Annotated in this window: 26 protein-coding genes; 6 read left to right on the plus strand and 20 right to left on the minus strand. The window is 63.2% G+C overall.

What is annotated here, in order from left to right:
- Positions 1-7: 7 nt before the first annotated feature.
- The 10 genes from FJ428_RS27150 to cpaB all read right to left on the minus strand — a co-directional run bounded on the left by FJ428_RS27150 (position 8) and on the right by cpaB (position 10,172).
- Positions 8-1,183: a diguanylate cyclase gene (locus tag FJ428_RS27150; protein WP_140495851.1), complete on the minus strand. Its 1,176-nt coding sequence runs from the start codon at positions 1,181-1,183 to the stop codon at positions 8-10.
- Positions 1,184-1,357: 174 nt separating this feature from the next.
- Entirely contained in the window at positions 1,358-1,828 is a 471-nt protein-coding gene (locus FJ428_RS27155; protein ID WP_140495850.1) for a hypothetical protein, read from the minus strand.
- 162 nt (positions 1,829-1,990) lie between these two features.
- Positions 1,991-2,818: a hypothetical protein gene (locus tag FJ428_RS27160; protein ID WP_181167409.1), complete on the minus strand. Its 828-nt coding sequence runs from the start codon at positions 2,816-2,818 to the stop codon at positions 1,991-1,993.
- Between the two features lie 60 nt (positions 2,819-2,878).
- A complete protein-coding gene (locus tag FJ428_RS27165) occupies positions 2,879-3,841 on the minus strand; it encodes a type II secretion system F family protein (RefSeq protein WP_140561476.1) in 963 nt (320 codons plus the stop codon).
- 1 nt (position 3,842) lies between these two features.
- Entirely contained in the window at positions 3,843-4,808 is a 966-nt protein-coding gene (locus tag FJ428_RS27170) for a type II secretion system F family protein (protein WP_140495848.1), read from the minus strand.
- 4 nt (positions 4,809-4,812) lie between these two features.
- Positions 4,813-6,234 (minus strand): CpaF family protein, encoded by a 1,422-nt coding sequence (locus FJ428_RS27175; RefSeq protein WP_140880523.1) that lies wholly within the window; start codon positions 6,232-6,234, stop codon positions 4,813-4,815.
- The gene (locus FJ428_RS27180) at positions 6,231-7,445 is read right to left on the minus strand and encodes a response regulator (RefSeq protein WP_140561477.1); all 1,215 of its coding nucleotides are present in this window, start codon (positions 7,443-7,445) and stop codon (positions 6,231-6,233) included. The genes FJ428_RS27175 and FJ428_RS27180 overlap by 4 nt, the downstream gene beginning before the upstream one ends.
- Before the next feature lie 24 nt (positions 7,446-7,469).
- Positions 7,470-7,739 carry a hypothetical protein gene (locus tag FJ428_RS27185; RefSeq protein ID WP_140495845.1) on the minus strand — a complete coding sequence of 90 codons (270 nt, stop codon included), beginning with the start codon at positions 7,737-7,739 and terminating at the stop codon, positions 7,470-7,472.
- A 4-nt stretch (positions 7,740-7,743) separates the two neighbouring features.
- Complete coding sequence (locus FJ428_RS27190) at positions 7,744-9,129, minus strand: type II and III secretion system protein family protein (protein WP_181167416.1); 1,386 nt, start codon at positions 9,127-9,129, stop codon at positions 7,744-7,746.
- A 116-nt stretch (positions 9,130-9,245) separates the two neighbouring features.
- Positions 9,246-10,172 (minus strand): Flp pilus assembly protein CpaB, encoded by a 927-nt coding sequence (gene cpaB, locus FJ428_RS27195; protein ID WP_246675796.1) that lies wholly within the window; start codon positions 10,170-10,172, stop codon positions 9,246-9,248.
- A gap of 235 nt (positions 10,173-10,407) precedes the next feature.
- Here cpaB and parE point away from each other — a divergent pair, with 235 nt between their 5' ends.
- The gene (gene parE / locus FJ428_RS27200) at positions 10,408-12,465 is read left to right on the plus strand and encodes a DNA topoisomerase IV subunit B (RefSeq protein WP_140880524.1); all 2,058 of its coding nucleotides are present in this window, start codon (positions 10,408-10,410) and stop codon (positions 12,463-12,465) included.
- Positions 12,466-12,503: 38 nt separating this feature from the next.
- Complete coding sequence (locus tag FJ428_RS27205; protein WP_140880525.1) at positions 12,504-14,570, plus strand: FUSC family protein; 2,067 nt, start codon at positions 12,504-12,506, stop codon at positions 14,568-14,570.
- Between the two features lies 1 nt (position 14,571).
- On the opposite strand, the gene FJ428_RS27210 is transcribed toward FJ428_RS27205, so the two are convergent.
- Positions 14,572-15,696, minus strand: coding sequence for a DUF2336 domain-containing protein (locus tag FJ428_RS27210; RefSeq protein WP_140880526.1), 1,125 nt, complete (start codon positions 15,694-15,696; stop codon positions 14,572-14,574).
- Positions 15,697-15,848: 152 nt separating this feature from the next.
- Between FJ428_RS27210 and FJ428_RS27215 the strand changes: the two genes are divergently transcribed.
- On the plus strand, positions 15,849-16,301 hold the full coding sequence (locus FJ428_RS27215) for a MaoC family dehydratase (protein WP_140517043.1): 453 nt from the start codon (positions 15,849-15,851) through the stop codon (positions 16,299-16,301).
- Entirely contained in the window at positions 16,301-17,182 is an 882-nt protein-coding gene (locus FJ428_RS27220) for a CoA ester lyase (RefSeq protein ID WP_140880527.1), read from the plus strand. Before FJ428_RS27215 ends, FJ428_RS27220 begins: the two co-directional genes overlap by 1 nt.
- 3 nt (positions 17,183-17,185) lie before the next feature.
- On the opposite strand, the gene FJ428_RS27225 is transcribed toward FJ428_RS27220, so the two are convergent.
- The 3 genes from FJ428_RS27225 to FJ428_RS27235 form a co-directional block, all read right to left on the minus strand.
- Positions 17,186-17,860, minus strand: a complete 675-nt coding sequence (locus tag FJ428_RS27225) for an isoprenylcysteine carboxylmethyltransferase family protein (RefSeq protein WP_140880528.1) — start codon at positions 17,858-17,860, stop codon at positions 17,186-17,188.
- 202 nt (positions 17,861-18,062) lie between these two features.
- Positions 18,063-18,671, minus strand: a complete 609-nt coding sequence (locus FJ428_RS27230) for a flavin reductase family protein (RefSeq protein WP_140880529.1) — start codon at positions 18,669-18,671, stop codon at positions 18,063-18,065.
- Positions 18,672-19,256 (minus strand): nitroreductase, encoded by a 585-nt coding sequence (locus tag FJ428_RS27235; RefSeq protein WP_140880530.1) that lies wholly within the window; start codon positions 19,254-19,256, stop codon positions 18,672-18,674.
- Between the two features lie 154 nt (positions 19,257-19,410).
- Here FJ428_RS27235 and FJ428_RS27240 point away from each other — a divergent pair, with 154 nt between their 5' ends.
- Positions 19,411-20,373, plus strand: a complete 963-nt coding sequence (locus FJ428_RS27240) for a hypothetical protein (RefSeq protein WP_140880531.1) — start codon at positions 19,411-19,413, stop codon at positions 20,371-20,373.
- 52 nt (positions 20,374-20,425) lie between these two features.
- Here the strand turns inward: FJ428_RS27240 and FJ428_RS27245 are convergent, their stop codons facing one another.
- From FJ428_RS27245 to FJ428_RS30435, 5 genes are all read right to left on the minus strand, one after another.
- Complete coding sequence (locus tag FJ428_RS27245; RefSeq protein ID WP_140880532.1) at positions 20,426-21,364, minus strand: GNAT family N-acetyltransferase; 939 nt, start codon at positions 21,362-21,364, stop codon at positions 20,426-20,428.
- Between the two features lie 118 nt (positions 21,365-21,482).
- Positions 21,483-23,459, minus strand: coding sequence for a threonine--tRNA ligase (gene thrS / locus FJ428_RS27250; RefSeq protein WP_140520999.1), 1,977 nt, complete (start codon positions 23,457-23,459; stop codon positions 21,483-21,485).
- 147 nt (positions 23,460-23,606) lie between these two features.
- A complete protein-coding gene (blaOXA, locus tag FJ428_RS27255) occupies positions 23,607-24,425 on the minus strand; it encodes a class D beta-lactamase (protein WP_140495830.1) in 819 nt (272 codons plus the stop codon).
- A gap of 143 nt (positions 24,426-24,568) precedes the next feature.
- A complete protein-coding gene (yidD, locus tag FJ428_RS27260; protein WP_140555348.1) occupies positions 24,569-24,943 on the minus strand; it encodes a membrane protein insertion efficiency factor YidD in 375 nt (124 codons plus the stop codon).
- A 76-nt stretch (positions 24,944-25,019) separates the two neighbouring features.
- Entirely contained in the window at positions 25,020-25,178 is a 159-nt protein-coding gene (locus tag FJ428_RS30435; RefSeq protein ID WP_181167410.1) for a hypothetical protein, read from the minus strand.
- A gap of 91 nt (positions 25,179-25,269) precedes the next feature.
- Between FJ428_RS30435 and FJ428_RS27265 the strand changes: the two genes are divergently transcribed.
- The gene (locus FJ428_RS27265; RefSeq protein WP_140761890.1) at positions 25,270-26,175 is read left to right on the plus strand and encodes a LysR substrate-binding domain-containing protein; all 906 of its coding nucleotides are present in this window, start codon (positions 25,270-25,272) and stop codon (positions 26,173-26,175) included.
- Between the two features lie 16 nt (positions 26,176-26,191).
- Here FJ428_RS27265 and FJ428_RS27270 read toward each other — a convergent pair whose 3' ends face one another.
- Entirely contained in the window at positions 26,192-26,638 is a 447-nt protein-coding gene (locus FJ428_RS27270; protein ID WP_140880533.1) for an iron-sulfur cluster assembly scaffold protein, read from the minus strand.
- Between the last annotated feature and the right edge of the window lie 76 nt (positions 26,639-26,714).

A 26,714-nucleotide genomic window follows, 5' to 3' on the forward strand; every position in this document is an offset into this window, starting at 1 on the left:
TCGCAAACTATGCTGAGCGCAAGGCCGGCTTGATCGGCTCGGCCTTGCCCATCCTTTTGTGGCTGACGACGCAATTGCGGCCCGCGCGCTTGGCGGCATAGAGCGCTGCGTCCGCCTCGGCCAGCACCTCGCCGAGGCTGTTGCCGTTGGCGCCGCCAAAGCCGATGCCTCCGCTGACAGTGCTGCGCAAGGGACCGTGGGAGGTCGCAACGATCTCGGTGCCGAAGGCGACGCCGATCTTGCTTGCGAGCTCGTAAGCCCTCTCTTCGGTCACCCGGGACATGACGATCGCGAATTCCTCGCCGCCGAGACGAAAGGCGTCGACGCCCGTTCTGGCATATTTTCTGATGACTGCGGCGAAGCGGCACAGAACCTGATCCCCCACCGGGTGACCATAGATGTCGTTCGTCTTCTTGAAATGATCGAGGTCGAACATGACGACAGCCATGAACGGACCGAAGGCCCGTTCGCCATGGAGCGACATCAATCCCCGGCGGTTCATCAGCCCGGTCAACGGATCGGTCATCGTCTCGGCCTTCAGCTCGATCTGCGCCTGCAGGTGATGCAGGGAAAGCGTCAATGCGCCGAGACCGGTCATGCAGGCCACGGCCACGACCGAATTCAGGCGTTCGGCCCAGTTATCGGGGGCTGCCCCGAGCGTCCATTGCCCCTTGGCCACCAGGACGACCGCGCAAAGTGCAAACGACACCGCACAGGTGCCGCCTAGGAACGAAACCACCAGCAGGATTTTGCGATCATGACTGCCGTTGAGCCAGAACATGGTTCCGATCGCCGAGAGCAGCACTGTCACCGTTACATAGGTAACGATGAAGCCTACCCCGTCGAGACCGAGGGAAGTCACCGCCGCGCAGATCGTCATGGCGGCCAATGTCGGCAAAATGGCACGCCGGTAATCCGGCACGCCGAGATACTGCATGGCCGAGAGGCAGATGACCAGGAAACCGAGGCTGAGCAATGCAAGCGCGACCTGGCAAAGCAGCGGATCAGGCTCCTTCGTGTATCGCCAGAACAGGATGACATGCACAACGAGCACGAGAATGCCGCACCCCACCGTCAGCACGAAGCTGGCCCGGGGCGCGGCGAACCAGATCGCGAACATGGTGATGCTGAGGCAGATGCCCGACAGCGCGGCTGCGAGCAGGAGCGAACTGAAATCCAGCATATTGGGCGGGGGTTCCCTGAGCGTCGGCCTTACCGCTGCATTCTAGGTCAGCGACAGCCATCAGACATGATTTTCAACTGATCTTTCGGCTGAGACCTTCGGATAGGGTTTACAAAGCGTCGACGCCGAGTGTCCCAAAATCGTCCTCGCGACATCATGGCCACCAGACAGCCGTCAGCCCTTGTTCAGGAGGGCAAGATTGGCATCGACGACCGTGGGGTCGGCCATGCCGGCCTTGGCTTCGAGCAGCAGCGCCCTTGCCTTTTTCCTGTTGCCGCGCAGCAATTGCGAATAGCCCATATTGTTGACGATCTGCGGCTTGCGCCCGGCGATCTTGAGCAACTGGTCGTAGGCACGATCGGCGAAGTCGAAACGGCCGAGTTCGTCATAGGAAGCGGCGAGCCCCATCCAGGCTTCCGCATTGTCGGCCTTCAACTCGACGGCCTTGCGGAAACGCTGTTCGGCAAGGCCGTAATTCGCGTCGCGAAACTGCGCCTTGCCTTCCGCCAGATCGGATGTGCCGACGTCCTTCGCGGCCGGTTGAATGGCGGTGGTTTTGGTGGTGTCGACGCCACTCGTCGTACAACCAGACATCATCAAGACGGCCGCCATCGCGGCCATTGCCGTTAAATTGCTGTGACGCATGCCCCTGCCCCATCGCCCGGTTTTTTGCCGGGTCGTTCTTCAGGAAACACACTATTCCAGAGCAATTAAACTTAGGTGCCGAAACGCCGCCAAAATTAGGCCCTGGGTACACCAGCTATTAACCACCAGGCCGCAACGCCTCGATCACGGCCAGCGGCGTTCTCACGGTTCCAGGGCCTTGAGTCCCGCCGGAACCGTATACCGGCTGCCGTCATAGCGCAGCCGGTAGGTTTGGCTCACGGACTTGCCGGGGTGGGACTGGCACTCGCCATTGCTGTCGGGCAACGGATTGTCGGTATCCATCCGTTCGACCACCGCGATGTCGTGGTAGCCATGATGTTTGGCCGGGCTCATCGCCAGGCTCACCTGACTGATATGGAAGGATCCGGCGCAATTGGTATCGCCCTCGCCGCCATTGCCGGCCACGACCAGGCCATCGAGCACCATCCGCAGGGCATCGCCGTCCTCGGCATAGAGCCGCAGGTCGGTTTCACTGAAAGGGTTAGGCAGCGAATTGTTCGCCATTTCGATGCGCAGGCCGAAGGCGGAGACATCGGGCGCCAGCGCATACCGGCCGGTATCGAGTTCGAACTTGCGGATGGCGATGGCATCATCATTCATCAGCCCGGGCTGCAGCAGACGCTGGCGCACCTGCCGGCTTTTCCTGTCGATGACCAGAAGCTCGATATCGCCGGCATGCGCGTAGTCGCTGGGTTGCGAACTGTCCATCAGCGGCACCGCGACCAACAGCAGGGCCTCATGGGCGGGCCAGATCTTGCAGACCAGCCCCGGCGGGTCGCCAAATGCGGACGTCAGGGCGATGCTGGTGTGGGGTTCGAGCGTGAACGAGGCACCGTCAGCGCTCTTGCGGGCCTTGGGATAAGCCTGCTGCACCAGGGCAGCGGCATCGCCGCAATCGGCTGCAGCCCAGACGGGCGACAGACTGGCCGCGGCAAGGCCGAGGACAAAAGCGCGCAACAGCATTCGCATGGACTTCTCATTCATTTGCGGACTTTGCAGATCGCCGGCTTCACTGAATATCAGCAAATCCTAGTGGCCGGTCATTTTGACGATGATCGGAATGACCGCGATCATCAGCACCACCGGCAGGATGCAAACCACGACCGGCACCGACATCTTGGCCGGCAAGGCATGCGCCTTTTCCTCGGCCAGCGACATGCGCTTGTGGCGCATCTCGTCGGAAAAGACGCGCAGCGCCCCCGACAGGCTGGTGCCAAGCTCCTTGGACTGTTGCAGCAGCGTGGCGAAGGAGCGCACCTCGTCCAGGCTCAGGCGATCGGCGAGCGCCTTCAGTGCATCGTCGAGGCTGCGCCCGGCCCGCAGCTCCAGCGACACGAGCTGCAGGTTCTGGCTGAGCGACGGGTAGGTCTTTGCGAGTTCCTTCGAGACGCGCTCGACGCCCGCTTCCATGCTCATGCCGGCATCCGAACAGACGATCATCAGGTCCATGAAATCGGGGAAGCCGTTGCGGTATTCGCGCATCTTTTCCCGTATCTTCTGGGTCAGCACCAGCCCTGGCAGGAAATAGCCGGCCACGCCCGACAGCACGACGAAGGCCCAGCGGCTGGTCATCGTGGCGTCGGGGCTGGCCATCCAGCGGTTGAGCACGAAGACGGCGAGCGCGATGCCCACCATCGCCGTGAAACGGATGAGGAAGAACATGCCGACGGCGCGCGCCTCCATGTAGCCCGCCTGGATGAGTTTCAAACGCAGGCGGGCGACATTTTCAGGATCGCTCTTGGCGTAGAATTCCTGCGCCTTCTTCACCGCCTTCTCGCGAACGACGCCGGTATTCTTCTTCTGGACCGGTTCCGGCCTGGCGGCCACCGGACCGTCGTCGACCTTGAGCCTCCGCCTGACTTCGTTGCGATCGCCCTTTGCCACCACCATCGGCCAGGCAAAAGCGGCAGCGCCCACGGCCAGCAGCAGGACAGCCACCGGCATCAGCGAGGTCGGCGCGAGCGAGGCGAGGAATTCAACGACCTTCTGCATGTCAGAATTTGAAGTTCGACATTTTGAACATGATCAGATTGCCCAGCATCAGCCAGGTGACCGAGCCACCAACCATGTACCATGTCTTCGGCACGCCCCAGACGTCGCTGTAATATCCAGGCATGAATGCCATGATGGTCGTGAACAGCAGCGCCGGCACGGCCGTCAGGATATAGGCCGACAGACGGCCTTCGGTTGAAATGGCGCGCACCTTGCGGCGCAGCTTGCCGCGTTCGCGGATCGTCGTCGACAGTCCGTCGAGGATTTCGCGCAGATTGCCGCCAGAACTCGTCTGGATCGACACGGCGGTGACGAACAGCGGCAGATCCTCATGGCCGACCCTGTCGAACAGCGAATTCAGCGCCGAAACCAGATCCGAACCAAAGGTCACCTCATCGGCAATCACGCCGAACTCGGTGCCGATCGGGTCGGGCATTTCGCGCGACACCATGGCGATGGCCACCGGTACCGGATGGCCGGCCTTGAGGCCGCGCGTAATCAGTTCCAGCGCTTCCGGCAACTGCATGCCGAACCGCTTCAGCCTGCGCTTGCGCATGGAGCGCATCGCCATCACCGGCAGCACCGGCACCACCACGACAAACAGAATGGCGCCCATCAGCAGCGGCAAGCCATACCAGATGGCGGCAAGGGCCGCAGCCAGCGCCATCCCCGAAGTGATCATCAGGAACTTCGACAGCGGCATGATCATGCCCGACTGGGCGCGCAGGGCGCGAAAACGGTCAGGCGAGAACAGCGACGTGCCCGCATCGAGACCGCGCTCCTTGCGCAATTGGATCAGCACCTGTTCCTGGCTGATCCTGTTTTCCTGCAGCTTCATGCGCCGGTTGATGGCGGTGCGCCTGTCGCTGCGGCCGGCATAGAGCAGGTAAACGGCCTCGGCGATCATGATGCCGGTCAATGCAGCCCCGGCATAGACGACATAGATCGCGCTGAACCCATCCAACACCTGGTTACTCCTGCGGCCGGCCGGGTTCGAAATAGCGCCCGGGAAACTCGATGCCTATGGCGCGCAGGTCCTCCAGGAAGCGCGGCCGGATCCCGGTCGCTTCGAAATGGCCGAGGATCGTGCCGTCGGCGTCCATGCCGGTGCGCACGAAGCGGAAGATCTCCTGCATCTGGATGACGTCGCCTTCCATGCCCGTCACCTCGGCGACGCTCGTCACCTTGCGCTTGCCGTCGGAGAGCCGGGTCAACTGGACGATGATGTCGATGGCGCTGGCGATCTGGCTGCGGATCGATTGCACCGTCATCGGCATGCCGGTCATGCCCAGCATCTGCTCGAGCCGCGAAATGGCATCGCGCGGCGTGTTGGCGTGAATGGTGGCCATCGATCCTTCGTGGCCGGTGTTCATGGCCTGAAGCATATCGAAGGCCTCCTCGCCGCGGCATTCGCCGAGGATGACGCGATCGGGCCGCATGCGCAGCGCGTTCTTGACGAGATCGCGCTGCTTGAGCTCGCCATGGCCTTCGATGTTGGCCGGCCGGGTTTCCATGCGCGCGACATGCGGCTGCTGCAACTGAAGCTCCGCCGCGTCCTCAATGGTGATCAGCCGCTCGTCCTCGGGAATGAAGGCCGACAGCGCGTTGAGCATGGTCGTCTTGCCGGTGCCGGTGCCGCCAGAAATGATCGTTGTCTTGCGGGCATGTACTGCCGCAGCAAGCACTTCGGCCATGTTCTGGGTGATGGCGCCGAATTCGACCAGCCGGTGCAGGCCGAGCTTGTTCTTGGAAAATTTGCGGATCGACACCAGCGGCCCGTCGACCGCCACCGGACGGATGGCGGCGTTGAAACGCGAGCCGTCCAGCATGCGGGCGTCGACCATCGGCTGCGATTCGTCGACGCGGCGGCCGACCGCGGCAACGATTTTGTTTATGATTCTAAGCAGATGCGCCTCATCCTTGAACGGAATGTGGACCTGCTGCAGCTTGCCCTTTTTTTCGACGAAGCAGTTCTGATGGCCGTTGATCAGGATATCATTGATGTCGGGGTCCTTGAGCAGCGGCTCGAGCGGGCCGAGCCCGACCATCTCGTCGACGATGTCGTCGACCAGGGCATCGAGTTCGACGGTGTTGATCGCCATCCGCTCTTCGCGCGTCTTTTCCGACACGAAATCATGCACCTGCCGGCGCATCTCGTCCCTGGGCAGCCGCTCCAGCGCGACAAGATTGATCTCCTCGAGCAGCAACCGGTGGATACGCACGCGCGCATCGAGCACCTTGTTGGCGCTCTTGCCCGGCACGGCTTCGATTTTCGCCGGCAAGACCTTCCGGCTCGTCGGGATGACGACCGCGTGGTGCGCAACCGCCGTCGGCTCGGCGGAGCGCTGCGGACGCGCATCGCGGTTCTGCAAGGTGGAAAAGCGGCTGCTCATCCGGCCTTCCTCTTCAAAAGGCTCTTGCCGAAGCCGAACAGCGATTTCGATTTGCCCGGCGCCGCCGCCACTTCCTCCGGAAGGATGATCCTCTTCAGGTCGTTGACGACGTTGGCATTGGCATCGATCTCGTGCAGCGGCACGCCGCGATCGACGGCCTCGCGCACCAGCCGGTAATTGTTGGCGATGCCGCCGACGAAATGCTCGCCGAGGATTTCCTGGACGTCCGCCTGCTTGATGCCGCTGTCAAACATCTTCTGCTCGAAACGGTTGACGATGACGTTCGGCTTCACTTCCTTGCCGGCGGTCTCGTAGACCGCCTGGATCAGGCGTTGCGTGTGGCGCAGGCACGGTACCGTCATTTCGGCGACGATGTAGAGCTTGTTGGAGCCGAGCAGCACCGTCTCCGTCCACGGAAACCAGGTGCGCGGCATGTCGATGACGACATTGTCGAAATAGGCCGAGACGAGGTCCAGCATCCGCACCACGACGTCGGTCTTGAACGAGCGCATCTCCGCCGGCTGCGTCGGTGCGGCCAGAACACAAAGCCCGCTGGCATGCTTGGACAGCATCACGTCGAGCAATTGCCTGTCGAGACGCTCCGGCTGGTTCTCGATTTCGGTGATGTCGAAACGCGGCTCCAGGTCGAGATATTCGGCGCAGGCGCCCTGCTGGAAATTGAGGTCCACCACGCAGGTCGAGGCGCCGCGCGTCACTGAATGATGCAGCTGGAACGCGGTCTGCAAAGCCAGCGTCGTGGTGCCGACGCCGCCTGCCGCGGGCATGAAGGTATAGATCTGCGACTCGGTGTTTTCCTCACGCCCCGGCCCTTGCAGCGCACGCACCACCGAACGTACGAGATCGGCCGTGGTGATCGGCTTGACCAGGAAATCCGCGACCTTGAGCTGCACGAGGATGCGCGCGGCGGCGGCGTTGAATTCCTGGGTGACGACCACGACCGGCGCCTTGCCTTCCAGCCGACGCATGACGCGTTGCAGCGCATCGATCTCCTCAAGCTTCGCTGCGTCCATATCGACGATGATCGCGCCGAGATCGGCCTCCTGGACCTCGCCGCGAAGTTCGGTGATGTTCTTTTCCACCGTCGAGAGCTGGATGATCTCCGAGGCGGCAAACGCCGTCCGCGTGTCCTGCGCGAAGGTTCTGTCCGTCGATATGAGCAGGATTTTCCTGGTCTTGATGCCGTTTGCCATTACTTGTCAGCCTGTGATCTCGGATCAATTGTCGGCGCTGGCTTGCGATGCCTTGGCGCTGGCCGCCTGCTCGGCGGTGGCGGGTTCCGTGCTGCCGCGCTGGGCAGGCACGAGAAGCCTGGTGTTCTGGACGCCGTATTTCCAGGGATCGACCATCTGCATGACGGTGTTGGCGGCCTGGGCCTCCCCGGCGCCGCTCGTCACGCCTTCGCTGCGCACATAGTCGTCACTCGTGCATCCGGCGGTGAAGCCGGCAAGCAGCAAGGCGACGCTCGAGCTCAAGACCAGACGCATGGCTTCAGTCCTTCGGCAGGTCGAGGAAATGCCCGACTTTGGTGGCGGGAGCGGCACGCGCGGCGCTGCCGTCAGCCAGCGCCAGCGCGCGATTGGTGTCCGACGCCCTCACCTCCTCGGTGTTGTTGAGGAAATAGTCGACATTGCTGGCAGGCTGCGTGCCATCGGTCGGCTCGGCCATTTTCTTCGACGGATCCACCGGCTTGACCAGGTAAGGCGTGACGATGATCACCAGGTCCGTCTCACGCCGCTGGTAGGATTTCGACGAGAACAGGGCCCCGAGCACAGGCATCTTGCCGAGGCCCGGTATGCGCGAGGTGGTGATGTCGTTCTGCGACTGCAGCAGCCCCGCGATCATGAAGCTCTGGCCGTTCTTCAGGTCGACCGACGTCCTGGCGCGGCGCACGATGAAGCCGGGCACCGAGATGCTGCCGATATTGTAGGAAGCCGACGCGTCGATCGAGGAGACTTCCGGCGCGATGTCGAGGCTGACCAGCCCGTCCTTCAGAACCGTGGGCGTGAAATCCAGGCTGACGCCGTACTTCTTGTAGCTGACGGAAATCTTGCCGTTGTCTTCGGAAACCGGGATCGGAAACTCGCCGCCGGCCAGGAAGCTCGCGGTCTCGCCGGACCGGGCGATCAGGTTCGGCTCGGCCAGCCGACGAGCCAGGCCGCGCTCTTCCAGTGCCTTGATGGCGATGTCGATGGAAACGCCATTCGACAACAGCTTGCCGATGATCTCGCCGGTCCCCGCCGGCTCAATGGTGCCGGGAGCAATCGTCACGTCGCGTCCGCCCATGCCATAAGCGAAATTGGCGCTGTATTTGGCGCCGAGGTCCTGTCCGGCCTGACGGTTGATCTCGACGAAGCGGACATTGAGCTGGACCTGCTGCGAGGACGAGATGTTGACCGAATTGATCACCTCCTCATTGCCGGAGAAGCGGGTGGCGATCTTGTTGGCCTTTTCGGCGGCGACCGCGTCATCCGCCTCGCCCGACAGCACGACACGCCCATTGGCGGAGCCGACCTTGATCTTGGCGTCCGGCACGCTGGCGCGGATGGTGTCGGCCAACTGGTCGGTATCGAGCGTCACTTCGATGTCTACGGTGCCGACGAGCTGCTTGTTCTCGTCGAACAGCGCAATGCCAGTGGTGCCGAGATTGTTGCCCAGCACATAGAAGGATTTGTCGGTCAACGGGTTGACGTTGGCGATCTCCGGATCGCCGATGACGATCTGGTAGAAGGCCGCGCTCGTCATGATCGTCTTTGGCTTGCCCTTGGCGACCTTGATCGAGGCGTTCTTGGTCGCCGAGACATAGACGATGTCGTTGTCCGCCCTGGCCGGGCCGGCGAAGATGCCGGCCGCCGCCATCGTCACCGCCATCGCCATCGCCTGCGCGACGTGCAACCGGCCTGTCGTTCGATATTGAAGTTGCCTGAACATTGTTCCCGTCCCGTCCGGTCCCCACCGGTCCTGCTCTGGTTCCACTCAGGAACCTGATATTCCTATTTCTGGTCCCGCGCAGGAACCTGATATTCCTCGGCCGTCGTTCCACGCGTCACGATGACCGTCTTGAATTTCGGCTTCTCAGGCTCCTTTGCCATGGCGTCGAACAGCGAGCCGGCCGCGGCCTGCGCCTTGCCCGCCACCGATCCGCCAAAGGAGGAGATGGTGGTGACACCGTCCTTGCCCTCGCCGCCCTCGCTGGCGGAGCGAAGCGACAGCGACAGCGTGCCGACAGTGCGGGCCAGCGCCACTTTCTGCGCGCCTTCGGTGGTCACCTCGATGGTTATGGAATTGGCCACCTGCGGCGTCGTTTGGCGCTCGTCGGCGCCCTGCCCGACGCTCAGTACCTTCGCGTCGGCAACGACGATCTCTGAGGTGATGGTCGAACCGGCGGCGCCTTGCGCATTCTTGGCCACTTCCTGGATTTCGCCGGCATCGCGCGTCAGCACGACATCGACCCGGTCGCCCGGCGTGACGAAGCCGCCGACGCCCGCGATCTCGTCGGTGCGGATGGTGACGGCCCGCATGCCGGGCGTCAGCATGTTGGAGAGCGTGGCGCGGCCATTCGGGCCGGACAGCTTTGTAAGCAGCACCGGTTCGTTGACCTCGATCGGCGACAGCACCACGCGGTTGCCGTCCCCGAGCAGTCCATCGATGGTGGCGAAGGCGCCCTGCGGCAGCGAATCCTGCGGCCACGGAATTTCGCTGAGTTTCGCGCGGTCGAGATCCATGCCGTACCGCAACGGTGCATTCGCCACCACGATGGTCTTGAATTCGACCGTCGGCGCGGCGGGCGCCGCGATCGACGCGGTTTTCTCCTCGGCGTCGGCCCTGGCCTGGCGCTTGACCCAGAAATCCGCGGCAAAGATCGAGAGCGCGCCGAAAACGGCGGCGATGCCGATCATCGTTATGGCCTTGCCCCTCACGCCCAAACCCCTGATGCCCGTAGTTTCTTGTTATGTTGGCTCACGCTAGGCGGCATTGTTAAAGAATCAGGAATCTTCTCGCTGGCTATCCGCCTGATTTCCGCCGGCTTGGTTATCGAATGGTTTTAGGATAAGAGGGGGTTAATCCCCGAACGTAACAGGAACCTCCGTCGCTTGGCGCTGAAAAGCGTGGCAGTATCGGCGGGTGATTCGCAGCTTGGGCTCTATGGCAGGCATGGACGACAACAACGATCTTTTCGGCAATCTGGAGAAGCAGCCGCAACCGGTTCGCACACCGGCGCGTCCGGCCGATCCGCTGGCGCAGGCGGCAGCCAAGCGTCCGGCGGCGTCTCGTGACGGCTCAGAGGGCTACAGCGCCGCCGATATCGAGGTACTCGAAGGCCTGGAGCCGGTGCGGCGCCGTCCGGGCATGTATATTGGCGGCACCGACGACAAGGCCATGCACCATCTGTTCGCCGAGGTCATCGACAACTCGATGGACGAGGCGGTTGCCGGCCATGCCACATTCATCGATGTCGAGCTTTCGGCTGACGGCTTTCTCACCGTCACCGACAATGGCCGCGGCATTCCCGTCGATCCGCATCCGAAGTTCAAGAAGCCGGCGCTCGAAGTGATCATGACGACGCTGCATTCGGGCGGTAAGTTCGATAGCAAGGTCTATGAAACCTCGGGCGGCCTGCACGGCGTCGGCGTCTCTGTGGTCAATGCGCTGTCGGATCATCTCGAAGTCGAAGTCGCGCGCGGACGGCAACTTTACCGGCAGCGCTTCTCGCGCGGCATTCCGGTCAGCGGCCTCGAGCATCTTGGCGAAGTTCACAACCGGCGCGGCACCAGGACCCGTTTCCACCCCGACGAGCAGATCTTCGGCAAGGGCGCCGCGTTCGAACCGGCGCGGCTCTACCGCATGACGCGCTCGAAAGCCTATCTGTTCGGCGGCGTCGAAATCCGCTGGACCTGCGATCCCTCCCTGATCAAGGAAAAGGACACCACTCCGGCCAAGGCCGAATTCCATTTTCCCGGCGGCCTCAAGGACTATCTGAAAGCGTCGCTTGGCGACGAATTCCAGGTGACGCGCGAAATCTTCGCCGGCAAGAGCGACAGGCAAGGCGGCCATGGCTCGCTGGAATGGGCAGTGACCTGGTTCGGCGGCGACGGCTTCATCAACTCCTACTGCAACACCATCCCGACCGGCGAAGGTGGCACCCACGAGGCCGGCTTCCGCAACGTCTTGACGCGCGGCCTGCGCGCCTATGCCGACCTCGTCGGCAACAAGCGCGCCTCGATCGTCACGTCGGAGGATGTCATGATCTCGGCGGCGGGCATGCTGTCGGTGTTCATCCGCGAGCCTGAATTCGTCGGCCAGACCAAGGACAGGCTGGCGACGATCGAGGCGATCCGTATCGTCGAGACGGCGATTCGCGACCCTTTCGACCATTGGCTGGCCGACAATCCGCAGGAAGCGTCGAAGCTGCTCGAATGGGTTATCGCACGCGCCGACGAGCGGGTACGACGCCGCCAGGAAAAGGAAGTGTCGCGCAAGAGTGCGGTGCGCAAGCTGCGCCTGCCGGGCAAGCTTGCCGATTGCACGCAGAATGCGGCCGCCGGCGCCGAACTCTTCATCGTCGAAGGCGATTCGGCCGGCGGCTCGGCCAAGCAGGCTCGTGACCGCGCCAGCCAGGCGGTGCTGCCGCTGCGCGGCAAGATTCTCAACGTCGCCAGCGCCGGCAACGACAAGCTGGCCGCCAACCAGCAGATTTCCGATCTGATCCAGGCGCTTGGTTGCGGCACGCGGTCGAAATACCGCGACGAGGATCTTCGCTACGACCGCGTCATCATCATGACCGACGCCGACGTCGACGGCGCTCACATCGCCTCGCTGCTGATCACCTTCTTCTACCAGGAGATGCCGAACCTGGTTCGCGGCGGACATCTCTACCTGGCGGTGCCGCCGCTCTATTCGATCCGGCAGGGCGGCAAGGTCGCCTATGCGCGTGACGACGCGCACAAGGACGAATTGCTGCGCACCGAGTTCACCGGGCGCGGCAAGGTCGAGATCGGTCGCTTCAAGGGCCTGGGCGAAATGATGGCCGCGCAGCTCAAGGAGACCACAATGGACCCGAGGAAGCGTACGCTGCTCCGGGTCGATGTGATCGATGCCGAGGCCGCCACCAAGGACGCGGTCGATGCGCTGATGGGCACCAAGCCGGAGGCTCGTTTCCGATTCATCCAGGAACGCGCCGAATTCGCGGAAACGGAAGTGCTGGATATCTGAGCGCAGGCCGGTCGATCAAGGCTTGCGGAGACGCGCGTGTGAGCTGGCAACGGCTGAAAGGCTATTTCGAAGCGGGTCTTGCCGGGCTGACACAGCCGACCCGGTCGGACTGGATTTTCGCCTTGCGCACGGTCTCGGCCGGCCTGATCGCGCTTATGGCCGCCTACGCCCTCAAGCTCGATCACCCGCAATGGGCGATGATGACGGTGTTCATCGTTGCCCAGCCGGTCGCCGGCATGGTGTTGGCGAAAGGCTTTTATCGGTTGCTCGGCACGCTGGCGGGCGGTGTTGCCGCAATTGCCATCACCACTGTCTTCGGCACGAATCCCTGGGTGCTGGTGACGGTGCTTGCCCTATGGATCGGCCTCTGCACCTTCGTCTCGTCGCTGCTGCGTAACCCGGAAGCCTACGGGGCGGCGCTGGCCGGCTATACCGCGATGATCATCGGCTTGCCGGCGTTTGGCCAGCCGCATCTCGTCGTCGACCTCGCGGTCGCGCGCTGTGCCGAGATCGTACTCGGCATTGTCTGCGCCGGCCTGACCAGTCGGCTGATCCTGCCCAAATTAGCCAGCGAGGCCATCATCTCGCGGCTGAAGCGCAGCATTCTCGACCTTGCCACCTATGCCGGCGGCGCCTTTTCCGGCGGCGACACGGCAATGCTTTCCGGCCTGCACCGGAAGCTGGTCGCCGACACCCAGACGCTCGCCGAGATGCGCGCCTACGCCAGGCTGGAGGCCCCGAGCTTCGCGCCGCGCGCCCATCCGGTCCGGCGCACCATCGGACAACTGCTTTCAGCCCTGTCCGCGGCCCGCGCGCTGCATTCACACGCCGCACCGAAGAACGCGGCGCTCATTCCGGTGCGCTCGGAGCTGCAAGCCCTCGTCACTGAAATGGCGGCGACGCCAGGCGCGCTCGACGACACGGCGCCCTGGCTGGCACGGCTCGACGCGATCGGCGCCAAAGCAACGCAGATGCCCGACGCCTTGGCCGACCAGGACGGCGACAGGGTCGGCACCGTCACCCGGCTCACCATCGCTGCCGATTTCGCCGAAGCGCTGAAGCAGGCCCTGCGCGGTCTCGATGCCTTGCGTGCGCCCGTCACGCGGCCTTCACGCGAACGCAGGCCCCCGGCGCTGGTGGTACATCGCGATTATCACGGGGCGAGCCGCAACGCGGTCCGCGCGGCACTTGCAACGCTGCTGGTCGCCGCTTTCTGGCTGACGACGAGATGGTCGGAAGCCGCCGGCACGGTCATTCTGGTTGCCGTCGTGTCGAGCTTGTTTGCCGCCCGCCCCGATCCGGTGCGGGTAGCCTGGGGGTTCTTCCAGGGAACGCTGTTGGCTCTGCCCTTTGCCTTTCTCGTCGGCCAGATCGCGCTTCCCGTTTTTCCTGGTTTCGGCTGGTTCATGCTGTTCGTCGTACCGATCCTGGTGCCGGCGGCGCTCGCCATGGCCAATCCCCGCTATGTCGGCGTGGCGACGGCCTTCGCCATCAATTTTCTTGCTTTCCTCAGCCCGCACCAGGCGATGACCTACGACCCGGGCCCGTTCTTCGCCGGCTCGGCCTCGATCCTGGTCGGCATCCTTTTGGCAATCGGCGTCTTCATCATCGTGCTGCCCGCCGACCCATGGCTCGCGGCGCACCGCATCGTGCGGGCCATGCGCGAGGATCTGGCGCGGCTTTGCCTGCACGAGCGCGTGCCGAGGCGTTCGGCCTTCGAGAGCCTCGCCTATGACCGCATCAACCAATTGATGCCGCTGGTGCAGACCAGCGGCAGGAAGGGTGAAGCGGTTCTGGGCGGCAGTGTCGCCGCCGTCACCGTCGGTCTGGAGATCCTGCGGCTGCGTGCCGCGCAGCAGGCGCACGCGGTTCCGGCCGAGACGACGCTTTCGATCGCCAACTTCCTGCGTGGACTGGCACGCGAACTGCTCTTCCGCGCCCCGGGCGACCCGCAGACAGCCACCATTGCCGTCGCCCGGCAGTATGCCGCCGGCATCGCTCAGCGAAACGCCACTGGTGAAATGCTCCAGATTGCGGCGTCACTACGGATTATCGCGGCGGCGATGGAGGATTTCCCGGATTTTTTTGCCAGGGATAAAGGCTAAGTTAAGCGGCGGCAATCGCCAGCGCATGGCCGCGCGCATTTTCACGCAACGCAGCGAGATGGATCGACTTGATCAGCGCGGCGAGATCGCCTTCCGCGGACTGTCCGCCCAATTCCTTCAGCATCAGCCAGCTGACTTCCTGCACGCCGGCGACGCGCTTGCCGTTGGCGACCTCTCGCCAGATTTTCAGCGCGCGCAAGATGACCGCGTGCGTGGCGGCAGCCAGGCCGGCACTGCGGAACAGCGCCTGCAAGGCCACGTCGTGTCCGCCGGCCAGCAGCGCCCTCACTCTTTGGGCGGACTGCTGGCTGAGCGCGACCAGCGCCGAGCCGAAGAAGTCGACCTTGCCATGCGCGATGGTGCGGATGAGGAAGCTCGCGGTGAGATCGCCGCGTAGCCTGAGATGCTCGATCAGTGCTGCATGCTCTTCCTGGCGCGTGCTCTCGATCAGCGTCACGCAGGCCTTAACGCAGGCGTCGCGCATGACGCGGTCGGCCCGGGCGGCTCCCATCAAGGCCATGACCAGCGGCGAGGTCTTGAGCATCTCACCGAGCTTGACGAGCAGCATGTGCCGGCAGTCGGCGGGCAGGCGTGAATCCGATATAAGCGCCTCGCGCACCAGCGGCAGATGGCCGTGGCGCTCGGCCATGCGGCGAAAACTCAACGAAGCGACATCGGCCCCGCTGTTGGCCAAAAGCACGGCGCAGGCCTCCGCCTCGCCGATCTCTGCGATAGCCGCCGACAGCGCCATCGAGACCAATGGCCGATCGGCGATCAGTTTTTGCGTCGCCTTCGGACCTGAAGCCACGCGATCGATCAGGTCTGCGTCGGTAAGCAGTGGCGATCGCGTCAGCACGACGCCAGCGACTTCCGGCTGGTCGCAGGCAAGCGCGCTGATGATCTGTGGCGGTGCGTGATGGCTCATGGACAACGCCTCGGCCATCGCCAGCCGCACCTTCGACGATGCATCGTCGAGCAGCAAGGTCAGCGCCGCTTCGGCGGCGCAGCGGTCCTCGAAAGGCAATTCGGCATCGACATAGGCGCGGGCCAGCGCGCTTGCCGCCGCGGCGCGCTCCGACACCCTGGCCGTGTAGATCCATTTCAGGAAATGCGAGACAACAACCATACCGCCTGCTTACGCCCCTTGCCGGAAGGTTTCCGACCCCGTGCCGGACGTTAGGACGAATTGGTTTATGAAGCGTTCACCATGTTCGTTAACTGGCTTGCGAGCGCTGGACACAGCGCCTATCAACCGTCCAGCAGCGGAGGAGACCGAAAATGGCTGGGCTTTATCTCGAGGAGTTCGTCGTCGGCCATGTCTTCCAGCACACGCTGCGCAAGACCGTCACCGAGAGCGACAACATGATGTTCTCGGTGATGACGCTGAACCCGCAGCCGCTGCATATCGACTTCGATTTCGCCGCCAGGAGCGAATGGGGCAAGCCGCTGGTCAACTCGCTGTTCACGCTCGGCCTGATGATCGGCATTTCGGTCAACGACATCACCGTCGGTACGACTGTCGCCAATCTCGGCATGAAGGAAACGGTGTTTCCGCATCCGGTCTTCCATGGCGACACCATCCGCGTCGAGACCACTGTCGTCTCGGTGCGCGAATCCAGGTCGAAGCCCGATCGCGGCATCGTCGAGTTCGAACATCGGGCCTATAACCAGAACGGCGACCTCGTCGCCAAATGCACGAGACACGCCATGATGCTGAAGAAGATAGCCTGATGCGTTCGCTGCTGTTCGTTCCCGGCGATTCCGAGAGAAAGCTGGAGAAGGGCTTTGGCGCCGGCGCCGACGTGCTCATTGTCGATCTCGAGGATTCGGTGGCGCCCCACAACAAGGCATCGGCGCGAAAGATCGCGGCGCGATTCATCGTCAACCACCGGGCGCAAACACGATCGGCGATCTACGTCAGGGTCAACGACCTGTCGACCGGACTGACGGACGACGACCTTGCGGCGCTCATTCCGGCAACGCCCGACGGCGTCATACTGCCCAAATCGGCTGGCGGCCAGGATGTCCAGCACCTCTCGGCAAAGCTCAGGCTGCGCGAAGCGGAGAACGGCCTGGCCGACGGCGCGACAAAAATCCTGCCGATCATTACCGAAACACCGGCGGCCGTGCTGGCGGCGGCGAGCTACGCCGGGGCAAGCGCGCGGCTTGCCGGGCTGACCTGGGGCGCGGAAGACCTGTCGGCGGCGATCGGCGCGCGAACCACCCGCGACCAGCATGGCCGTTACACCGAAATATTCCGCTTCGCTCGCGCCATGACCATTCTCGCCGCCGGCGCGGCGGAAGTCGCGGCGATCGACACCGTCTTCCCGAATTTCCGCGATATGGCGGCCTTCGAGGCCGAATGCAGGGAGGCCGAACGCGACGGCTTCACCGGCAAGATGGCGATCCACCCTGATCAGGTGCCGGTCATAAACGCCGCCTTCACGCCCTCGGTGGAAGCGGTGCAACAGTCGGCGGCAATTGTCGCGGCATTCCAGGCGGCGGGAAATCCCGGCGTCGTCGGCATCGACGGCAAGATGTATGACCGGCCGCATCTGCGGCTGGCCGAGCGGCTTCTGGCACGCGCCCGGGCAGCCGGAATCTCCGCCTGACCGCTACCAGACCAACGGGATCAGGCGGTAGCGGACATGGGCCGCATAGTCGTCATAGCCGCGCAGGCCGGTGCGAAGCGTTTTTTCCTCGATGAATGTGCGGATGGCCAAGAGAACGATGAACACGACGACCAGTGCCAGCCCCCACCAGGAGCCGAGCAGGAGAGCCGTGCCGGCAAAGAAGAGGATGGCGCCGGCATACATGGGGTGGCGCACATAGCTATAGGGCCCCGTTGTGATCACTTGCTGGCCGCGCTCGGCCTGGATCTTCACGACGGGCGCCGCGAAGCTGTTCTCCAGCATCGTCAGATAGCTGATCCATAGTCCGACCAGCAGAACGAGCGCACCGATCACCTGTACCCAGACCGGAACGGCGGACCAGCCAAAGCGGTAATCGAACCCCATGAAGGCCAGCCAGGCAAAGATGCCGAGCAGGAGTATGCTCAACAGAACCTTGTCGGCCACGGTCTGGTCCTTCTGGATGGGAGAGCTCAGCCGTTCGTTCATCAGCCCGGGATCGCGCCGGGCCAGCGTCACGCCAAGGGTCAGGCTCAGCCCGGTCATCACCGCCAGATATACCCAGGCTCCCGGCCAGGTCAGCGTACCCGCTGTCAGGAAAAGCAGCGCGCCCATGGCGCCGAACCACACGAACGTCTGGAGGATCAATCTCGAGACCATGATCAACCTTCCATGATATTTGCCGTCGGCATTTACCAGCAACAGACTACCGCCGACCCTCAGCGGACTATCGCCCATCCCGCGCCTGGACGAAACGGTCCTGGTGTGCAGAAGGTTTCGTCATGCCGCGTCATCAAGCTCAGGGCGCGTCGTGATGACGGCTCGCCGTCAGGAAAGCACAGTGACTGGGCCCCCTTGCGGGCTAATCCTTGCCCCAACGCGGCCGGCGCATCGAAAACACTTCGTTGACGCTGGCATAATCCATGTAGCCGAGGCGAGCGACATTGCCGGCCTTGCTGATATCGAACAGGCCGTCTTTCAGGTAGGCATCGTCGATATGCACGCCGATCACTTCGCCGGCCACGACGACGGCGCTGGTCGGCGTTCCGTCCAGGGCCTTTGGCCGGAACACTTCGGTCACCTTGCATTCGAGTGCGGCGGGTGCGGCCGCCACGCGCGGCGGCGCGACAAGACGCGACGGTGCCATGGCGAGATCGGCATAAACGAACTCGTTGACGCCGCGCGGCGCGTCGACCGACGTCCGGTTCATCTTCTCGGCGAGATCGCGGCCGACCAGATTGGCGACGAACTCGCCAGTCTCCTGGGCGAAGGAGGCGCTGTCCTTCTCGCCCTCGGAGGAAAACCAGACGATGAAGGGCCTTGTCGAAACGGCATTGAAGAAGGAATAGGGCGCGAGGTTGATCTCGCCGGCCCCGTTCAGGGTCGAGATCCAGCCGATCGGGCGCGGCGCCACGATCGCCTTCGACGGATCGTGCGGCAGTCCGTGTCCCTTTGAGGGCTCGTAGAACACTTAGTCCGTCCAGGGCCCGACATAGTCCGCATATAGCTTTGCCGGATCGGGGCGCGGCCGCTCCGGCGCCGGGCCGCCATAAGAGCCGATATGGACGAAGCCGATGACGCGCTCTTGCGGCGCCAGCCCCAGGATCGCCCTGCCCTCCGGCACGTCCGAATACCAGTTGCTGATCATGTTGGTGCCATAGCCCAGTGCGTTGGCGGCAATCATCAGGTTCATCGCCGCCATGCCGCCGGACAGGAACATCTCCCATTGCGGGATTTTTGGATTTTCCTTCGGCACCGACACCACGCCGATGACCAGCGGCGCGCGCGAAAAGCGCGCCAGCTCCTGGTTGCGGCGGCCATCCGGTAAAGGTCCCTCCCGCTGTTCGGCCAGGGCCGCCAGCTTCCTGCCGATCTCGATGCGGGCATCACCGCGATAAAGAATGAAGCGCCAGGGCTCGAGCCGGCCATGATCGGGCACGCGCGTGGCGGCGGCGATCATCGTGTCGATCTCGGCGTCGCCGGGCGCAGGCTCCTTCAAGCCCGGTATCGGCGCTGAATTGCGGGTCAGCAGGAAGTCGATGATCGGGGACGCCATGGGCGCAAGTCTCCTAAGTTCGATTTTGAGCTGAAGCGCGCCATGGGAATGCGAGGCGGCTCGGGCATCGACGCGGGCGCGCCAGGCTGGAGAGTCGTATCCGTCGGACTCTTAAGCCTTGAAATTGCCACCGCCATGGGCTTCAACGCAAGGCATGTTTGAGGGGGCTTTGCGTCTTTTCCTGATCTGGGTCTGCACCCTGCTGCTCATGGCGCCGGTTTCCTTTGCCGTGGCGCAGAATGTGGATGGCGTCAGCGACCTGAAGCTTCCCGGAATTTCGAGCTATGCGACGCCGAAAGGCGAGACATCGCTGGCGCTGGGCGGCGCCGGCGCCATCACCTTGTCCGCGCAGTTGACCGACAAGGGAGGCGACATCACCCGCGGCATCGTCTGGCGCGTTTTCAAGCCAGAGGCCGTCAACGGCAAATTGCCGATGGTGGCTTCCGCCCATGGCGGCACGGCGGTCTTCCAGCTCGAACCCGGCAGCTATCTGGTTCACGCTTCCTACGGCCGGGCCGGTGCCACCAAGCGCATCACCGTCGGCAAGGACGCCAAGCGCGAGAGCCTCGTGCTCGATGCCGGCGGCCTGAAGCTCGATGCCGTCCTTTCGGGAGGGGCGCGCATCCCGCCAAAGAAGCTGCGCTTCTCGATCTATGAGGGCAATGCCGAACCCAATGGCGATCGCGCGCTGATCATTCCCGACGTCGAGCCCAACAGTGTCGTGCGCCTCAACGCCGGCATCTACCACGTGGTCTCGACCTATGGCGCGGTCAATGCCGTCATCCGCTCCGACATTCGCGTCGAGGCCGGCAAGCTGACCGAAGCCACCGTCGAGCATCACGCCGCGGAGATTACCTTAAAGCTCGTGCGTGAAGCGGGCGGCGAAGCGATCGCCGACACGTCGTGGTCGCTGCTCAACGAATCCGGCGATCCGATCAAGGAAACCGTCGGCGCCTTCGCCTCCATGGTGCTGGCCGAAGGCGACTACACGATCATCGCCAAGAACCGCGACCGGATCTACCAGAAGGATTTCACTGTCGTGGCCGGACAGAACCAGGAAATCGAGGTTCTCGCGACGGAAGCAGCCGCGATGGATCCGGAAGAAGGCGCGGATTAGTCAATTCCGCAAAGCCTCGAGCCGCTTCCCTTCGGATCTCCACGAAATGGACCTACGCCGCCAGCTTGGCTCGTGCCGGCAGGAATGGAATCCGGCGGCGAGGAACCGGCGGCGCCAGATCGAAGACGCCTCTATAGAGGCGCTCGAGCAGCGCCTTGCGGTCGCGCACGGGCTCCAGTTCATTCCAACTCAGCACATCGCCGACACGCACGTCGATCGACTTGCCGGAAAGCCGGGCGAACTCGTGGATAAGCAGCGAAATGCGCAGCGTCAGCGATGCCTTGCCGACGAACTTCGCCACGCGTCCATCACGCTCGGCCATGTTCATGGGACCGCTGACCAGATGGAACAGCCTGCCGTTCTGGCCGGAGAAATGCATCGGCACTACGGAAGCCTTGGCATCCTGTACCAAGCGGGCCGGAAACATCTTCCATGGCAGGTCCCGTGCCCGGCCAAAGCCTTTCGGCGCGGTGGCGACGCCGCCGGCCGGAAACACCACGATAGTGACACCTTCCTTCAAGAGCCGCACCGCCTCGTGACGCACCGCCATATTGTTCTTCAACGCGTCCTTGGTTTCGGAAAAGTCGATCGGCAGCGAATAGGGCTCCATCTCGCTGATCTTGAGCAGATCCTTGTGGATCATGACCCGGAACGGCCGCCCAAGCTGCTCGGTCAGCGACAGCACGGCAATCCCGTCGCCGATGCCAAAGGGATGATTGGCGACGATCACCAGCGGCGTGTCAGGCAGGGTCTGCGGGGGCCATTGGTCGGGGGTTCGCACCCGCACATCGATCAATTCGAGCATGCGGCTGAACACGCGCTCGCCGGACGGGACCACCTGGCGGCGCCAAAAATCATAAAGCGCTGCAAAACGGTCGCGTCCGGACAGGCCTTCGATGGAATGGATGACCCACCGCGTCAGCGCTGGCTGTCGGGGATTAGCATAGGAAAGCTCGGGAAACGGTTTTTCACGCAATTTCAGCTTGAGCATGAGGGCTTGTTACAAGACTGCCGTGACAGGGATGTGAAAATGGAGGGATGTGAAGACGGTGCGATATGGAAATGGCGGTGGACTGCTCCACCGCCATTCCGCTTGAAATGCTACCGGGTCAGGCCGCAGGTTTGCGTCGGCGATCGGGCGTGATCGCTTCTTCGGTCAGCTGCGCGACCGCTTGGGCGAGACCCAGCGACTCCTGATCGCGCGATCCGAGGCGGCGCATGTTGACCGTCTGCTCTTCCGCCTCGCGCTTGCCGCAGACGAGGATGACCGGAACCTTGGCTAGGCTGTGCTCACGGACCTTATAGTTGATCTTCTCGTTGCGCAGATCCGCCTCGGCGGACAAGCCCGCGGCTTTCAGCTTCGCCACCACTTCGTTCGCATAGCCGTCGGCGTCCGAAGTGATCGTCGCCACCACTACCTGCAGCGGCGCGAACCACAGCGGGAAATGGCCGGAATAGTTCTCGATCAGGATGCCGAGGAAGCGCTCCATCGAGCCGCAGATGGCACGGTGCACCATGACAGGCTGTTTCTTCTCGGAATCCGAGCCGATGTAGAAGGCACCGAAACGCTCCGGCAGGTTGAAGTCGACCTGCGTGGTGCCGCATTGCCATTCGCGGCCGATGGCATCCTTCAGCACATATTCGAACTTCGGCCCGTAGAAGGCGCCCTCGCCAGGATTGATCGAGGTCTTGATGCGGTTGCCCGATCGCGTCCTGATCGTCTCCAGCACGCCGCTCATGATCGCTTCGGCGTGATCCCAGGCTTCGTCGGTGCCGACGCGCTTGTCCGGCCGGGTCGACAGCTTCACGCTGATTTCGTCGAAGCCGAAATCGGCATAGGTCGACAGAATCAGATCGTTGATACGCAGGCACTCCGACGCCAGTTGCTCCTCGGTGCAGAAAATATGCGCGTCATCCTGCGTGAAACCGCGCACGCGCATCAGCCCGTGTAGCGCGCCCGACGGCTCATAGCGATGCACATTGCCGAATTCCGCAAGCTTTACCGGCAGGTCGCGATAGGATTTCAACCCGTGCTTGAATATCTGCACATGGCCAGGACAGTTCATCGGCTTCAGCGCGAACACGCGGTCGTCATCGGTGTCGTCGCCGGCAACCGTGACCTTGAACATGGCGTCGCGGTACCAGCCCCAATGGCCCGACGTCTCCCACAGGCTCTTGTCGAGCACCTGCGGTGCGTTGACCTCCTGGTAGCCCTGCTCGTCGAGGCGGCGGCGCATGTAGTTGACCAGGTTCTGGAACATCTTCCAGCCCTTGGCATGCCAGAAGACGACACCGGGCCCCTCTTCCTGGAAATGGAACAAATCCATCTCGCGGCCGAGCTTCCTGTGGTCGCGCTTTTCGGCTTCCTCCAGCATTGTCTGGTAGGCGTCGAGCTGCGCCTGATCAGCCCACGCCGTGCCGTAGATGCGCGTCAGCATCGGGTTGTTCGAATCTCCGCGCCAATAGGCGCCCGCCACCTTCATCAGCTTGAAGGCATTGCCGATCTGCCCGGTCGAGGCCATATGCGGACCGCGGCAAAGGTCGAACCAGTCGCCTTGCGCGTAGATCTTGAGATCCTGATCGTCAGGAATGGCGTCGATCAGTTCCAGCTTGTAGCGCTCGCCCTTGTCGGCAAAGACCTTTTTGGCCTTGTCGCGCGACCAGACTTCCTTCGTGAACGGCTTGTTGCGCGCAATGATCTCGCGCATCTTCTTCTCGATCACCGGGAAGTCGTCCGGAGTGAACGGCTCGTTGCGGGCGAAGTCGTAGTAGAATCCGTTCTCGATCACCGGCCCGATGGTCACCTGCGTTCCCGGCCATATCTCCTGCACGGCCTCCGCCAGCACATGTGCCGCGTCATGGCGGATGAGTTCCAGCGCGCGCGGATCGTCGCGGGTGATGATCTCGATCTTGCCGGACTTGCCGAGCGGATCGGAGAGATCGCGCACGGTACCGTCGATGGCATAGGCCACGGCCTTCTTGGCCAGCGACTTGGAGATCGATTCGGCAAGGCCTGCACCGGTCATCGCCGCATCGTAGTCGCGCACGGAGCCATCGGGAAATGTCAGGGAAACGGCATTCAGCATCAGGTATTCTCCTATCCAGTCCCGCAAACGAGCGCGGGTGGTGAAATGCAGGTCGTCAGCCGTTCGAGGCTGCGGCCTGCCAGATAGCCGGAGGCGTCCGGCGGCGGCAGTCTTTTATGGGCAGATGCCGCCGCCGTAAAGCCTCGGCTATTTAATCAGCAGCGGCAGGTCCTTCAGGAAGGCCGCGCGCGTCGCGAGCCCCTTCGGCATATCGCTCCGCTTCGTATCGACGACGAGCCGGGCAAACACGATCTGGCGGCCGTTTTTCTGCGCCCAGCCGACGAACCAGCCGAGTGAACGCCTGTCCTTGCCGCCCTCGCCGACCCTGGTGCTGCCCGTCTTGCCCTGGACGGTCCAGTCGCCGGCCTTGAAGCTGGGTAGGATGGCTTTCGTCATGTCGTGAGCCTTGGCCGAGACCGGCATCTTGCCGGCGAGGAGCTTACGCAGGAAATCGACCTGCTCGACCGGCGTGATCTTGAGCGAGGAGTTCACCCAGGAATGAGTCAGGCCGTCATTCTTGCCGGGATCGCCGGAAACGTCCGCATTGCCATAGCCGAACTTCGAGACGTAGCCGGCAAAGCTCTCCGGTCCAAGCCGGCGGGTGATCTCGCGTGAATACCACAGCACCGAGTCCCGCTCCCAGATCATCGGATCGACGGTCTTGTGGTCCCGCTTGACCGCCTTGAATTCAGGTTTGTAGTCCCAGCTCGGCGTGTGCTCGTCGCTTAGTATGCCGGCATCGTAACCGATCAGCGACAGCGGCACCTTGAACGTCGAGGCCGGGCTGAACCGCTGATCGCAGACGCCGTTTTGGTAAAGCGTCTTGCCGCTCTGCGCATCGGCGATCAGCGTGCATTGCACATCCCCGAGCGGCGCCGACTGCGCGCGCATCGGAAATCCCAGAAGCCAGGCAAGCAGGAACAGGACTCCGGCAAGGATGAAGGGAAGACGGTCGACATTGCGCATTGGATGCTCGCTCCAGAGGGGGGTTCGGCGAGCGGCTTAGCGAGGTCTCTTGTCTCGATTTTGTCTCAAATTCGCAGTTGTTGTGCAGGCTGCCGTTAACCCTACCAGATCGTAAACGGTTGCCTTGAAGAACTGACCGGCAGTCAGCTTCGCGCCTCGTCGTGGTTGCCGCCGATCCGCCAATATCGCCACGGCGTAAACCAGACATACCGATCCGCCAGAACCTCCGGAACAAGGTCGACGCCATGGGTGCCGAATGGTCCGCAGCGCAGAACCCTGAAAAATCCCATCCAGCCGCCGGCCCAAAGGCCATGGCGGGCGATCGCCTCATGCGCGTATTCCGAGCAGGTCGGCAGGTGACGGCAGGAATTGCCGATGAAGCTGGACAGCGTCAGTTGATAGAGGCGCACCAGCGACGTGCCCAACACCCGGCCGGGGGTCTTGCGCCACGGGCCGGACCAGTTGCGGCCTTGCCGCGGCGGCCCGGCTGTATGTGCATGCCCATGCTGGTCGCCCACTGCGATCTCCGTCTTTCCACACGATAGATGTGGGCTACATCGGGAGAACGCAATCCCGCCCCTGCTTGCTGAGCTTTCACGGGCGGAAGCGGCGAAGTGGCTGCCGATCAGCCGGCAGTGCCCATCGGCGGGGGCTAGACTGCTCTTCGTGGTGCTTCCGACGGGTTCTTTCGTCACGCCACTGATAGGTTGCAATCCGCATCACATCGCCAAAAATCTCCAGCAACTGGATCATGGCCGTATCTCCTTGACGACGAGTAGACCGCCGCTGGCCTTCGCCTTCAAACGAGTATAATTTCCACTTCGGATAATCCTGGGTTATGCGAATGAAGCGTGGGCGACTGCCGCTGACGGCCTTGAGGAGCTTTGAAGCAGCCGGGCGGCACCTGAGCTTCAGCAGGGCGGCCGAGGAGCTCTTCGTCTCGCAGGCGGCGATCAGCCGACAGATCCGCGAGCTCGAGATCTTTCTGCGCCGGCCCCTGTTCGAACGTCACCATCGCCGCGTCGAACTGACCGATGCGGGCCGCCGCCTGCTCAGTCAGCTGGTCAGGAGTTTCGACGCCATCGACGCGCTGCTTTCCGAGTTGGTGGCGGCGCCCGCCCAGAGAGTGGTTCGTGTCAGCGTCGAGCCGTCTCTGGCATCGGTATGGCTGGTGCCGCGGCTCAACCGTTTTCGCCAATTGCGGCCCGACATCGACGTCGCGCTCGAAGTCGATCCAAGGCTGATTGAGTTTCGCGGCGACCAGCCTGAACTTGCGTTACGCTTCAGTGCGCATGCTGTGTCGTGGCCGCGCAGCGAGGCCGAGCAGCTTGCCTCGACGGTTGATTCACCGGTTCTGTCGCCGGCGCTGCTTGCCGCGGGGCCTCCCCTCGACAAGCCGGCCGACCTTGGCCGCTATACGCTGTTGCATGAGGAAAACCGACAGGGTTGGGCGCGCTGGTTCGAGGCGGCCGGTGTGCCTGCCGACGCGGTGCCCGCGCGCGGTCCCATGCTGGCGGATGCATCGCTTTCGAAGCAGGCCGCTCTGCTCGGACACGGGGTGGCGCTGGGCGATCTCCTGCAGATCGGTGAAGAGCTCGCCTCCGGCACGTTGGTCAAGCCGTTCGACATCGACGTCGCGTCCGGCGCCTATTGGCTGGTGGCCAGAAGCCTGCGCGATCTCCCCGAGCCAGCCGCCGCCTTCGCCGACTGGGTGAGAAGCGAATTCGCCGAAAGCAGACGGCCCCGATAGGCCGCCAAAGGGGCTATCAGGCGGCTTCTTCGGCGCGCTTCTTCTCGATCTGACCGATCGCGTCGACCACCGCGTCGAAGGTCAACATGGTCGAGGCATGGCGCGCCTTGTAGTCGCGCACCGGTTCCAGATATTTGAGATCGGCGAAGCGGCCTTCCGGCGGCGCTCCGTTCTCTTTCAGCATTTTCAGCATGGTCTCGCGCACCGCGCGCAATTCGTCGGCCGTAGCGCCAACCACATGCTGCGCCATGATGGAGGACGAGGCCTGGCCGAGCGCGCAGGCCTTCACGTCATGTGCGAAATCGGTAACCACGCTGTCCGCCATATTGAGATCGACGGTAACGGTAGAGCCGCACAATTTGGAATGTGCCCTCGCGCTGGCGTCGGGATGATCGAGCCGGCCGATCCGTGTGATATTTCCGGCAAAACCGAGAATTTTCGCATTGTAGACGTCGTTGATCATTATTTTCCAGTCCGTCGCCGCCAAGCGAACAGCGTTTGCCGCTGACGCGTCTTTCTTTCGCTCGTCATGACCATAT

The sequence above is a fragment of the Mesorhizobium sp. B2-8-1 genome (assembly GCF_006440955.1).
Taxonomy (GTDB): Bacteria; Pseudomonadota; Alphaproteobacteria; order Rhizobiales; family Rhizobiaceae; genus Mesorhizobium.

Bases quoted from the DNA above. Each gene is read 5' to 3' on its own strand.
- FJ428_RS30435 (WP_181167410.1), bottom strand. From the start codon at position 25,178: ATGATCCAGTTGCTGGAGATTTTTGGCGATGTGATGCGGATTGCAACC.
- FJ428_RS27215 (WP_140517043.1), top strand. From the start codon at position 15,849: ATGGCTGGGCTTTATCTCGAGGAGTTCGTCGTCGGCCATGTCTTCCAG.
- blaOXA (WP_140495830.1), bottom strand. From the start codon at position 24,425: ATGCGCAATGTCGACCGTCTTCCCTTCATCCTTGCCGGAGTCCTGTTC.
- FJ428_RS27220 (WP_140880527.1), top strand. From the start codon at position 16,301: ATGCGTTCGCTGCTGTTCGTTCCCGGCGATTCCGAGAGAAAGCTGGAG.
- FJ428_RS27165 (WP_140561476.1), bottom strand. From the start codon at position 3,841: ATGCAGAAGGTCGTTGAATTCCTCGCCTCGCTCGCGCCGACCTCGCTG.
- FJ428_RS27245 (WP_140880532.1), bottom strand. From the start codon at position 21,364: ATGCTCAAGCTGAAATTGCGTGAAAAACCGTTTCCCGAGCTTTCCTAT.
- FJ428_RS27180 (WP_140561477.1), bottom strand. From the start codon at position 7,445: ATGGCAAACGGCATCAAGACCAGGAAAATCCTGCTCATATCGACGGAC.
- FJ428_RS27210 (WP_140880526.1), bottom strand. From the start codon at position 15,696: ATGGTTGTTGTCTCGCATTTCCTGAAATGGATCTACACGGCCAGGGTG.
- FJ428_RS27160 (WP_181167409.1), bottom strand. From the start codon at position 2,818: ATGCGAATGCTGTTGCGCGCTTTTGTCCTCGGCCTTGCCGCGGCCAGT.
- FJ428_RS27270 (WP_140880533.1), bottom strand. From the start codon at position 26,638: ATGATCAACGACGTCTACAATGCGAAAATTCTCGGTTTTGCCGGAAAT.
- FJ428_RS27190 (WP_181167416.1), bottom strand. From the start codon at position 9,129: ATGGCGATGGCGGTGACGATGGCGGCGGCCGGCATCTTCGCCGGCCCG.
- FJ428_RS27150 (WP_140495851.1), bottom strand. From the start codon at position 1,183: ATGCTGGATTTCAGTTCGCTCCTGCTCGCAGCCGCGCTGTCGGGCATC.
- FJ428_RS27225 (WP_140880528.1), bottom strand. From the start codon at position 17,860: ATGGTCTCGAGATTGATCCTCCAGACGTTCGTGTGGTTCGGCGCCATG.
- FJ428_RS27185 (WP_140495845.1), bottom strand. From the start codon at position 7,739: ATGCGTCTGGTCTTGAGCTCGAGCGTCGCCTTGCTGCTTGCCGGCTTC.
- FJ428_RS27235 (WP_140880530.1), bottom strand. From the start codon at position 19,256: ATGGCGTCCCCGATCATCGACTTCCTGCTGACCCGCAATTCAGCGCCG.
- FJ428_RS27265 (WP_140761890.1), top strand. From the start codon at position 25,270: ATGAAGCGTGGGCGACTGCCGCTGACGGCCTTGAGGAGCTTTGAAGCA.
- thrS (WP_140520999.1), bottom strand. From the start codon at position 23,459: ATGCTGAATGCCGTTTCCCTGACATTTCCCGATGGCTCCGTGCGCGAC.
- FJ428_RS27155 (WP_140495850.1), bottom strand. From the start codon at position 1,828: ATGCGTCACAGCAATTTAACGGCAATGGCCGCGATGGCGGCCGTCTTG.
- parE (WP_140880524.1), top strand. From the start codon at position 10,408: ATGGACGACAACAACGATCTTTTCGGCAATCTGGAGAAGCAGCCGCAA.
- FJ428_RS27240 (WP_140880531.1), top strand. From the start codon at position 19,411: ATGTTTGAGGGGGCTTTGCGTCTTTTCCTGATCTGGGTCTGCACCCTG.
- FJ428_RS27175 (WP_140880523.1), bottom strand. From the start codon at position 6,234: ATGAGCAGCCGCTTTTCCACCTTGCAGAACCGCGATGCGCGTCCGCAG.